Below are 12,247 nucleotides of genomic sequence, written 5' to 3'. Positions count from 1 at the left end.
TTCAGTTTTTTATTAACAATAGAGTTTTTATTCACATATTATTACTGTCTATAGGCTCGTTTATTATTTCTCAGCAGTCAGCAAAACATTTTCCCACACATAAACGCGCCGTCTCAAAAACCTGAACAACAAGCAATTACCAAAAAAAGCATTTGTTTAATGTATTGCTTGGTAATTATAAAAAGGAAATTATAGTTCTTTAATCAGCAACGTATTCGATCGATTTCACAATTTATATTTTTTGTTAAACATCTATTTAACTCCTATATTTATCGAAGACATGTATAAACATGATTATTAACCCTAAATTCAAAGCATGAAGATATTTTTACAACCTTACATACAAAAGTTAAAAGACAAAGTCCTGGAGGTTTCCAGAATAGACAGCATCATTGCAGCAGATTGTTATAAACTCGCGTTGGACATTTCAACCAGGACAAATAAAACTATTAGCCAAACTACTATCAAAAGAGTATACGGTTTTGCTCAAGCTCGCTACGCTCCCTCAACTTTTACACTAAATGCGTTATCACAGTATTGTGGTTATGAAAGCTGGGCTGATTTTATCCATGTCATGGATTCAAAAACAAAAAAGGACGACCAAAATATTACGTGGAATGAAATAGCACAGGCTGCACATAATATTACGCGTTTCACTATACAAACCAACAAGCATAAATGCGGTATTTCGTACCTACATACTATTGAAAGAAAATCAATTGATTCACATATTGAATGTTTTTTAAACACAGAGGCCACTGGTTGCATCATCAGTGCTCCTTCGGGGATGGGCAAAACAATTGGTATAACACATTGGGTAGATAAGCTAATGGGCGCAAACCATAGAAATGAAACAAACAATATCATCCTGCATGTCAATAGCTCGTCGCTTTTTTTTGCAGCCGGTTTTGGTTTCCATAGTAATAAATGGCTTGCTCATCTTTTAAACTTCCCACAACATCAACACTTAGAGGATTTCATTATTCAACATCAGGAAAACGCTCCCGGTAATTTTTACCTTATCATTGACGATTTTAATAATAATCTCATCAATAATCGGCTGTTCGATATTGTCTTCAGGCAACTGATTGATATAGCTACTTATTTCTCAAGCTATCCATGGATGAAAATTATTATCACCCTAAGACCTTCTACTTGGCAGAAATATGGACACTTAATTGAAAATCACCCGGAAACCAACAAACTTTGGTTTACAAACTTTCCTTGTAGCAAAAGAGTAAATGCCATTAATTTACAACCGTTTACCACTACTGAGATTCAACAATTGATCAGCAAGTTATGCCCCTCTATTACCGAAGACACTGATTATGCAAGAAAATACTTTCCCGTAATCAGCGTACCTCTTCACTTTCAATATTATTACCAAATCAAAGGTAATAATATAGGTATTGATCAACTGAATCCAGCAGATGAGTATGCTATCGCTTCCTTTTATATACGTAAAAACATTTTAAAAGGCGCTCTCGCAGCAGAAAAGCAAATAATGCTCGATCAACTTGTTAAAATATTCATATTCAATGATTCTGAAGATACTGTTCTGATTAATAAAAAAGAGGCCTACCCCATCATCAAGGAGAACCACAGCATATATAATGACCTTTTGCATGGAGGCCTACTCTACGAATATCAGAAGGAACAGGGGACGCGAGCAGCTTATCAAATAAAATTCCAATCGATACCTTTAGCGGCTTATTTTGTCACTCAGCACGCAATAGAGAAAAACAATAACCAAATAGATACTAATTTAATAATCTGGATTCAAGAGAAGGATTACCCAGAATATATCAAACTAGCAATAATCAAGTGGCTAATTATTTTCTCCCTCGAGGCCGGAGATCTGACCATCTTCAATTTATTGCAAAATGTAGATTTTATCGAAAAGTATCAAGCCACGTTGATCTTATTTACCTGTAGTAATCTAGACTACGTTACCTGTGTGAATCCTTCAATTGCCAATCTCCTAAATCAAGCATTTGCAAACTCTACTTTTATTGATATCGCATTAGACCACATATTAATGGAAACAGAATATAAACTTGCTTTGAAGAAACTCCTGCGATATAACCTCTCCTACCAACAGAAAATATTATTGCACACTTCCCTCGCTTTTTTTGAATTGCTGTATTTACAAGATGAAGATGCACTCAAACATATAGACGCCTTAAGAGCAATACCTTATGAACATTTCGCTGAATTTTCATTAAATCCACTTTTAATTATTGAGAACATCCACCATTATCATAAACATAATGTTTTTAAAGAAAATGCTTTTGAAGAGATCAAACTATTCTGCGATTACCCCGATCGCAATGCCAGCCTCACACATAAACAACTCATTTACATTTTAGGATATACCTTGCTGAAATTAAAGGGAGACGAACATGCAACATTTAATTACTTAAATATAGTAAGCGAACATGCTAAAGATATCACAAAAAAAATAACTGCCGATTTTCGTGCAAACATTGCGTTGGAGCTCGCGGAGCGATTTACGATGATGAAAAAACTAGACGAAGCATTAAAGAAAAGAGAAGAAGCGTTGGTTGTAAACAACTCCTACACACTCAACCGCATACAGCTTGGTTTACTGGACATGGAAATGCTACGACAGGAAAAGAAAGATTACTTGCAAATTGCCCAGCAACTCATTCTCATAACCAAGCAGTTTAATTTAAAATACTATGAGGTTAATATAAGAATTTACTTAATAAGAACACTGAGTCCAAAAGAACATTGCGGGGTAATCGCAGAAAATAAAGCTGCCTTACAAGCACTCTTTAATAATTCAGGATATAAAGTTAAGAGTTTCTATAACCGCTTTAATGCTATTTTTATCAACTCTTCTACTGTTAATTGATCGGCATTCATGCGAACCATCTCATTCAACACCTTTTCTGCCTGGGCTTTATTGAAGCCTAACATAACCAGTGCGGCTAACGCTTCGTCTAAGGCAGACTCCTGTTGCGGTACTTTAATTAAAGTGTCTGGTCCTTCCTTCTTTAATTTATCTTGCAATTCTAAAATAACACGCTGTGCAGATTTAGGACCAATTCCTTTGATGCGCTGTATCTGCTTGACATCCCCCTGCACTATGGCCGCTTGGATCTCTACTGGGGTAATGGAAGAAAGCATCATCCGTGCTGTAGCAGCACCTATACCTGAAACAGATAACAAGTGATGGAACAATCGACGCTCGCCTTCTTCAGCAAAACCATACAACATGTGTGCATCTTCTTTTACCTGAAAACTAATAAACAATTTACTTTGTTCTTTGTCCTTTATCTGCCCAAACGTATGTAAGGAGATGTTAATGTGATAAGCAATACCATTCACATCGAGGACCACATAAGTGGGACACTTATAAACTAACTTACCATTAAAATATTCATACATATTATAAATACAAATAGGTAAAAGACTGATGAGCTAATAGCTCATCAGTCTCTACATCTTTATGATTTCTTTTTACCTTTCTCGGTTTTTTCCTTTTCTTTAGACTGTACATCCACAACCGCTATAGTCACCATATTTACAATCTCTCGCACAGAGCTTCCCAACTGTAATACGTGAACAGGCTTATCAAGGCCCAAGAGAATAGGTCCTACCGCTTCAGCTTCCCCTAATTCCTGTAATAACTTATATGCTATATTTCCTGACTCCAGATTAGGAAACACTAAAACGTTCGCCGGGCCATCACTCAAGTTACTGAAAGGAAAATTCTCTGCCAACATGCGGGCATTGGTAGCAAAATTACCCTGCATCTCTCCGTCAACAATAATTTCAGGATACTTCTCATGTAATTTCTTTACGGTATTACGCATTTTTACTGGCACCTCTCCTTCATTAGATCCAAAATTAGAATAGGAGAGTAAAGCGATCCTTGGCTGTATATTCATCTTCTTCACCGCATCATGCAGCAATACCGTGATATCCACCAGTTCTTCTTCTGTAGGATTTTTATTCACTGTAGTATCACCAAAGAACACTGGTCCTTTTTTCGTAAGCATCATATACATCCCCGCAATACGGCTTCCAGATTTAGTTCCTATTACTTGTAGTGCAGGACGAATAGTAGCACCATAGTTTTTGGTTAATCCAGATATCAGGCAATCTGCCTGTCCAAATTCAACCATACTTGCTCCATAATAATTTCTATCGAGCATAAGCTTACTGGCATCTAAAAACGATATTCCTCTCCGTTGTCGTTTCTTATATAAAGCTTGAACATATTGCTTAAATACCGGAGTATCTACTTCTTCTAACGGATCAATGATCGGCACATCGTTCAGTTCCAAAGCGTGTTCAGCTATAATTTCTTCAATCCTTCGACGCTTGCCCAATAAAACGGGGTATGCGATTCCTTCATCTTTAACAATTTGTGCCGCTCTTAGAATTTTGTAATTGTCGGCTTCTGCAAATACCACTTTTTTAGGATTTTGACGTGCAGCCGCGCTCAGATCACGCATCAGTACATCGTCTAATCCCAAACGTTTTCTAAGATTCTCTTTATAAAGTTCCCAATCTTCAATCGTTGTTCTTGACACACCAGACTGAATAGCTGCCTTAGCAACTGCTGGTGCTACTTCAGTGATCAATCTAGGGTCTGTTGGCTTCGGAATAATATAATCTTTACCAAACTTTAGGTTGTTGATATTATACGCCAAATTAACCGATTCAGGAACTGATTCTTTTGCCAGATTGGCAATAGCATAAACTGCGGCCAACTTCATTTCCTCATTGATTGCAGTAGCCCTTACATCCAGCGCACCCCTAAAAATATACGGGAAGCCCAATACGTTATTTACCTGGTTCGGGTAGTCAGACCTTCCCGTAGCCATAATGATATCTTTACGTGTACTAACTGCCAGCTCATAGGCAATCTCTGGATCGGGATTCGCCATAGCAAAAACAATCGGGTTTTTACTCATGCTTTTTAACATCTCTGCGCTTAACACATCCGCAGCAGATAAACCAATAAAAACATCTGCTCCTTTCACTGCTTCCTCCAGATTGTGAATATCCTGATCAGTAGCGAACTCGCCCTTAAAGGCGTCGAGATTTGGTCTATCTTTACGAATTACACCAGAACGATCGACCATTACGATATTCTCCGGTTTAGCTCCTAAAGAGATATAAATACGTGAACACGATATAGCGGCGGCTCCCGCCCCATTCACTACAATTTTTACTTTCTCTATTTTTTTCTTCTGAAGCTCGCAAGCATTGATTAAAGCTGCCCCGGAAATAATAGCCGTTCCATGCTGATCGTCATGCATCACCGGGATAGACATCTCCTCCTTCAACCGACGTTCAATCTCAAAACATTCAGGTGCTTTTATGTCTTCTAAATTTACTCCCCCAAATGTGGGTTCTAATAGCTTAACAGTGCGAACAAAGTCGTCCACATTCTTCGTGTCCAGTTCAAGATCAAACACGTCAATATCTGCAAAAATCTTAAACAAAAGGCCTTTTCCTTCCATCACAGGCTTTCCTGCCTCCGGACCAATATCTCCCAATCCCAAAACAGCAGTACCATTGCTGATCACGGCAACCAAATTCCCCTTGGCGGTATACTTATAAGCATCTTCTTTGTTGTTCGCAATTTCCAAACACGGCTCTGCTACACCAGGCGAGTAAGCCAGTGATAAATCTCTTTGGGAATTTGTAGGTTTGGTAGGAACTACAGCGATCTTCCCCGGACGGCCGTTAGCATGATAATCCAACGCATCTTGCTTACGATTAATTTTACTCATCTCTAATTTAATTCTTTCGATAATGGTTGTTACTTACTTTAATACATCGGTGTCCTGCCAAAACTTCATAATGAGTAAATGGCCAAACAATCTGTCAACGATTCAAAGGTAGGAAGTTTTATGATATTTAAACCTTCCCCCTTCGGTTTTCTGACACAGGATAGTATCTTCAACTTATCATCAAATTTTAGAATTAGTCGGATTTTATTCAGGTATTATTCGTATCTTGTTCGGACCTTGTTCGGATAAAACCCGAATAAACTCCCTCTTTTTTATGAATAATTAATATCTAATATCACCGTTAAAATAAAATTTGGTGTCCAGTTGCGTATAACGTGAAACGTACCACCTACATATAAAACGTCCCTTAACCTTTTAATTGTTAAAAATCCGTTAATACTTACAAGTAAATGAATAATTCTATAACTTAGCGATTTTAAAAATCTGACTACTTTATGGGTTACATTATAAATAAGTATTTATCGTTTATTCTCCTTTCTTTTTTCTGCGTCTGTGCATTCGGACAATCACGTCAAAAAGGTATCGATCTAAACACCATTGTTGAAAAAACGAATACGTTAGCCAACCAGCAACCCGTTGAAAAGATATACCTACATTTTGACAAACCATATTACGCCGTTGGTGACACCATATGGTTTAAATCGTATATTACCAGTCACCATCAATTGTCGTCGTTGAGTAAGGTAGCTTACGTAGAAGTACTGGACAGCCAAGATTCACTTATGAAAACAGTGATGATACCAGTTGAGCAAGGAACAGGTAACGGCACCATTGTACTAGATCCACTTATATATAAACAGGGAAATTATCGCATCCGTTCTTATACTCGTTATATGATGAACTTCGATCCAGATTATTTTTTCAGTAAAAATATCATCATAGGCGATGTTTTCAACAAACGACTAAAAACACATGCCAATTTCGTAGCCAATCCATCCGCAAAAACAGGTATTGTAAACGGACGTATTCGCTATACGGATGAGGAAGGAAAACCTCTAGTTGATAAACGGGTAACCTGGGAACTGGTAAGGGGGACCAGCAGTTTGGGAAAGGGAAGAGGAAGTACCGATAAAAGTGGTTATTTACAGCTTAACCTAACGAATGACAAACCACAAGTGCTCAAGGAGGCGCTATTGAATACAACCATTAGCTTAGACAATGATCGATCTGTTGCTACAAGTTACACTTTACGCGCAGCATTTCAAGCCCCAGATGTTCAGTTTTTCCCCGAGAGTGGCTATCTAATAGCAGATTTGCCCAGCGTGGTTGCCTTCAAGTCTGTTGGGGGGGATGGCTTGGGTGTACCAATTAACGGTTCAGTAGTTGATCAGAATGGGCAGGAAGTGGCTAAGTTTGAGACGAAACATTTGGGTATGGGGAAATTTCCGTTAACCCCACAAAAAGATGCCACCTACACAGCAAAGGTAACTTTGTCTGATGGCAGTCAGAAAAACTATCCTCTGCCAAAGGTACGTCCATTTGGTACCAGCTTAGCAATAAACAACACAGATAGCGCCAGTATAGCGGTACAGATTACGTCCAATGAATTATATCTTCAACAGAACCAAGATAAAGTTTTTTCTCTGGTTGCGCAAAGTGATGGCGTTATTTATTACGCCGCCCAGACACCCTTGAACAGCAAGAGTATCAACGCTACTGTGCCAAAGGATAAATTTCCTTCAGGAATTGTCCAGTTCACCCTATTTTCTCCAGCCGGCATTCCTTTAAGCGAACGTCTGGTATTTATACAACACCCTAACGAACTTAAACTATCGTTAAACTCGGACAAGAAGACCTATAAGTCTAAACAACCGGTAAATTTACAGTTAGATGCAAGTACTGATAGTACAAAAGCAGTCGGAACCTTCTCTATCGCCGTAATTGACGAGACGAAAGTTCCTTTCAATGAAAACGCCGAAACAACCATCTTAAGCAGCTTGTTATTGTCGTCAGACATTAAAGGCTATATCGAGCAACCAAACTATTATTTTAAGGAAGTGAACGCTGAAACTAAAGATAATCTGGATATTTTGATGCTCACTCAAGGGTACAGACGCTTCGATTACAAGGATGTTATAGGAGACAAAATTCCGGCTATCGACTTTCTACCTGAGCAAGGAATTGACATCACAGGTTCACTACGACTGTTGAACGGCATAGCAGTACCTAATGGAAGATTGCAGCTAACAGTAGGCAACAGTAAAAACGCCATAGAAACTGTTTCGGATGAACAAGGGAACTTCGCTTTCAATAATGTGGCTTTCACTGATTCTGCTCAAATTACGATCAGCGCTCGTAACAACGAAAATTTCCGCAACCTACAAATCACCCTTAACGGAGAAGCGTTTCCCGCTATTACGCCTGGTTTTACTGCTCCGGATGAAGTGCTAAATATTGACAGTACGTTAACTCCTTATCTAAGAAATAGTGAAAGGCAGTACCGCACAGAACGCCTATTGGAAGAAGTTGTTATTACAGCAAGAGCTGCTCCTAAGCCTAGACATACGCAGTATCCCGCACTATCAGGACTAAGCCCTATTCCTGACCATCTCATTGATGGTGCGCGGTTTTCCGGGTGTAACCTACTAATTAATTGTTTACAGACAGCAGCTATGGGTCTAACATTCATGGATAACAATTTTTTTATTACACGCGATTACAATCAAGGAAATAGGACGCCCGTGCAAGTATTCTTAAACGGTATGGCTATTGATGTAAATGGAATTAACACCGTAAGCCCAGCAGAAGTCGAGTCGGTTGAGATATTTCTAAGGGATGATTTAGGAACAGTAAACAGAACTTACCAGAGTAACGGCGTCTTGGTAATCAACACTAAGAAAAAACCGGAAGGTACAAGAATTTCTAAAGCGGAGCTGGAAAATTTACTTCCCAAATCAAACGTCGTGACAATAACTCCTCTAGGTTATCTTGCGGAAAAATCATTCTATATGCCGAAATATACAGCGACCAGTACTCCCGGACCAGATTTACGTACTACCGTATATTGGAACCCGGAAGTAATAACTGATGAAGAGGGGAAAGCTAATTTCCAATTCTTCAACGCTGATGGTCCCGGAACATACAAAACGGTTGTAGAGGGTATAGATGAAAACGGTAATATTGGAAGAGGAGTATATCGATACACGGTAGAATAACATGATTTACTTCTTCTTTCCCATAAGAGTGAATCCCATAATACCTGAGCTGGCGGCCAACAAATAAATACAAAAAATTAATGCGTTGGATATGTTTGGGTTCATCATCATATATATAATTCCGGCGAAAGAAATGAAGCCTGTAAGCATTGTAATTAAAGGAAGGTGTTTTTTCATATACTGCAAAACTAATAAAAGCTGATATAAAAGTATCTAAAACCTTCACATTGATACCATAAAATCTAAGACTTATTTCGTATCTTTGTGGCCTTAAATTCAATGGTTTTAACTGGCATGAAAAACAGGCTAACCCCTCTTTAGAAGTAACCAGATAGCGGTTCTACATGCAATAAAACTATGATCTATAATTCACACTTGAATGAGCTTAAACATAAATTTTCAAGAAAAATTTGAAGAACGTCATATCGCGCCTACTGCACAAGATGTTCCTGAGATGCTGGAAGCCATAGGCGTCCACAGTATTGAACAGTTAATTGAGGAAACAGTCCCTGCTAAGATCAGATTAAAAAATTCTTTGAGCCTACCACCTGCTCTCAGTGAAACCGATTACTTAAGCAAATTGAAGCAAACTGCGTCAAAAAACAAGGTATTTAAATCTTATATTGGTCAAGGTTATTACGATGTTATTACCCCTGGTGTTATTCTTAGAAATGTTTTTGAGAATCCGGGCTGGTATACGCAATACACCCCCTATCAAGCAGAGATTGCCCAAGGGCGACTACAAGCCTTGCTGAACTTCCAGACGGCAATCATTGATCTTACAGGAATGGAGATTGCAAATGCTTCTTTATTAGATGAAGCTACCGCAGCCTCAGAGGCAATGTACATGCAATATAGTCTCCGTAAAAATAAAGTGGCTAATACCTTCTTCGTGTCGGAAAATGTATTCCCTCAAACATTAGATGTACTAAAGACTCGAGCAGTATCTTACGGCATTGATTTAGTAATAGGGGATCACCGTACCATCGAGCTTACGAATGACATATTTGGGGCATTGGTACAATACCCTGCTGGCGATGGTAAAGTTTACGATTATAGTGTTTTTGCTGACGCCTTACATGCCAATCAGTCCACACTGAGTGTGGCAGCTGACATCATGAGTTTGGCACTGCTCGCGCCTCCAGGAGAATGGGGTGCAGATATTGTTGTTGGGTCTTCGCAGCGTCTTGGAGTACCCATGGGTTTTGGTGGCCCCCATGCTGCTTTCTTTGCAACAAAAGAAATCTACAAACGAAATATACCGGGCCGCATTATTGGCGTCACTATAGATTCAGCAGGCAATTACGCTCTTAGGATGGCCTTACAAACTCGTGAACAGCATATCCGGCGTGATAAAGCTTCTTCAAATATTTGCACCGCGCAAGCTTTACTAGCTATTATGGCTGGTTTTTACACAGCCTATCACGGACCACAAGGTATAAAAGCTATTGCGGAACGAATACATGGCTTAACGGTTCTTTTGGCGAAGGCATTAGAAACTCTTGGCTATAAACAAGAGAACGAAACCTATTTCGATACGTTAACTGTCCCTTTGGGAGATCTGTGCGATCCCTTGCACGCCGAAGCATTAAATAATGAAATGAACTTCCGTTACGATGGTGCTAAAGTTAATATTTCAATAGACGAAACCACTTCGCTTGCCGCTATCAAAGAAATTGTACGGGTATTTGCAAAGATTAAAGCTAAAACATTAGCCGACATCGATTTTTCTGCGCTGGAAAACGGTTTAGAAAGCGTTGTTCCGAACGACTTACAACGCACAAGTAAATACCTAACCCATGAAGTTTTCAACAGCTATCATTCCGAACATGAAATGCTGCGTTATATAAAATCTTTGGAAGCAAAAGATTTATCCCTTTGCCATTCGATGATACCCTTAGGCTCATGCACTATGAAGCTAAACGCAACAACTGAGATGATTCCAGTATCTTGGGAGGCTTTCAGTAAACTTCACCCTTTTGCTCCTACAGACCAAGTTGGCGGGTATATGCAGCTCATCAGCGAGCTTGATCAATGGTTATCTGCAATTACCGGTTTCGCTAAAATGAGTTTTCAGCCTAATTCCGGCGCGCAGGGAGAGTATACAGGTTTGATGGTTATTAGAGCCTACCATGAAGATCGGGGGGATCACCATCGTAACGTTGTATTGATCCCTTCATCCGCCCATGGAACAAACCCCGCGTCCGCGGCTATGGCTGGAATGAAGATCGTTATTGTAAAATGCGATGAACGCGGAAATATTGATGTAAATGACTTAAAAGAGAAGGCAAATGCTAACCGCAACAACTTAAGCTGTTTAATGGTTACTTATCCTTCTACGCACGGTGTATTTGAAGAATCTATTATAGATATCTGCCAAATTATACATGATAACGGCGGACAGGTATATATGGACGGAGCTAACATGAACGCCCAAGTAGGCTTAACCAGTCCCGCAACCGTAGGAGCTGATGTCTGTCACCTTAACTTACATAAGACCTTCTGTATCCCACACGGAGGTGGAGGGCCGGGTATGGGACCAATTGGCGTAGCAACGCATTTAGTGCCTTATCTACCGGGACATGAAGTAGTAGACATCAATCAAGGAAAATCGATTTCAGCGGTATCTGCAGCCCCATTTGGATCAGCTTCTATATTGATTATTTCGCATGCATATGTTGCCATGATGGGAGCAGAAGGGCTAACTAATGCCACTAGATTTGCCATCTTGAATGCCAACTATATAAAGGCGCGTTTAGAAAACAGTTATAAGGTATTATATGCTGGCACCAATGGACGTTGTGCTCATGAGATGATTTTAGATTGTCGCAGTTTTAAAAACTACGGTGTAGAAGTTGGTGACATTGCTAAGCGTTTAATGGATTATGGCTTTCATGCGCCAACAGTATCATTCCCAGTTGCCGGCACACTCATGGTAGAGCCGACCGAATCGGAACCTAAGGCTGAGCTTGACCGTTTCTGTGATGCATTAATTGCCATTAGAAAAGAAATTACTGCCATTGAAGATGGCATAGCGGATAAAGTCGACAACTTACTCAAGCACGCACCTCATACATTGGCAGTCATCAGTGCTGATGACTGGGATAGGCCTTACAACCGTCAAGAGGCAGCCTTTCCCTTGCCTTACGTTGCGACACGCAAGTTTTGGCCAGCAGTAGGACGTGTGAATGATTCTTACGGTGATCGTTCATTGATCTGCTCCTGTCCTCCGTTAAGTGAATACGAAGAGGTTGTTTAAAATAAAAAGGCACGGTAGGTTGTAATTGTAACTTACCG

5 protein-coding genes are annotated in these 12,247 nt (G+C 39.5%); 3 read left to right on the top strand and 2 right to left on the bottom strand.

The genetic code is table 11. The features are described 5' to 3' along the window. The first annotated feature begins 316 nt into the window (after nt 1-316). Nucleotides 317-2,878, top strand: coding sequence for a hypothetical protein (locus tag H8S90_RS11315; RefSeq protein WP_187342634.1), 2,562 nt, complete (start codon nt 317-319; stop codon nt 2,876-2,878). Here H8S90_RS11315 and ruvA read toward each other — a convergent pair. Together ruvA and H8S90_RS11305 are read right to left on the bottom strand one after the other, a co-directional pair. After that, nucleotides 2,830-3,414: a Holliday junction branch migration protein RuvA gene (gene ruvA / locus H8S90_RS11310; protein ID WP_187342633.1), complete on the bottom strand. Its 585-nt coding sequence runs from the start codon at nt 3,412-3,414 to the stop codon at nt 2,830-2,832. The two genes, H8S90_RS11315 and ruvA, sit on opposite strands and share 49 nt — an antisense overlap. A gap of 59 nt (nt 3,415-3,473) precedes the next feature. After that, nucleotides 3,474-5,774: an NADP-dependent malic enzyme gene (locus H8S90_RS11305; protein WP_187342632.1), complete on the bottom strand. Its 2,301-nt coding sequence runs from the start codon at nt 5,772-5,774 to the stop codon at nt 3,474-3,476. Nucleotides 5,775-6,229: 455 nt separating this feature from the next. Here H8S90_RS11305 and H8S90_RS11300 point away from each other — a divergent pair, with 455 nt between their 5' ends. Further along, the gene (locus H8S90_RS11300; protein ID WP_187342631.1) at nt 6,230-8,950 is read left to right on the top strand and encodes a carboxypeptidase-like regulatory domain-containing protein; all 2,721 of its coding nucleotides are present in this window, start codon (nt 6,230-6,232) and stop codon (nt 8,948-8,950) included. A 379-nt stretch (nt 8,951-9,329) separates the two neighbouring features. Beyond that, nucleotides 9,330-12,209 carry an aminomethyl-transferring glycine dehydrogenase gene (gene gcvP, locus H8S90_RS11295; RefSeq protein WP_187342630.1) on the top strand — a complete coding sequence of 960 codons (2,880 nt, stop codon included), beginning with the start codon at nt 9,330-9,332 and terminating at the stop codon, nt 12,207-12,209. The last annotated feature ends 38 nt before the right edge of the window (nt 12,210-12,247 follow it).

The organism is Olivibacter sp. SDN3 (genome assembly GCF_014334135.1).
Taxonomy (GTDB): domain Bacteria; phylum Bacteroidota; class Bacteroidia; order Sphingobacteriales; family Sphingobacteriaceae; genus Olivibacter.
Note: the sequence above shows the minus strand (reverse complement) of the source record. Positions and strands in the feature narration are given on the sequence as shown.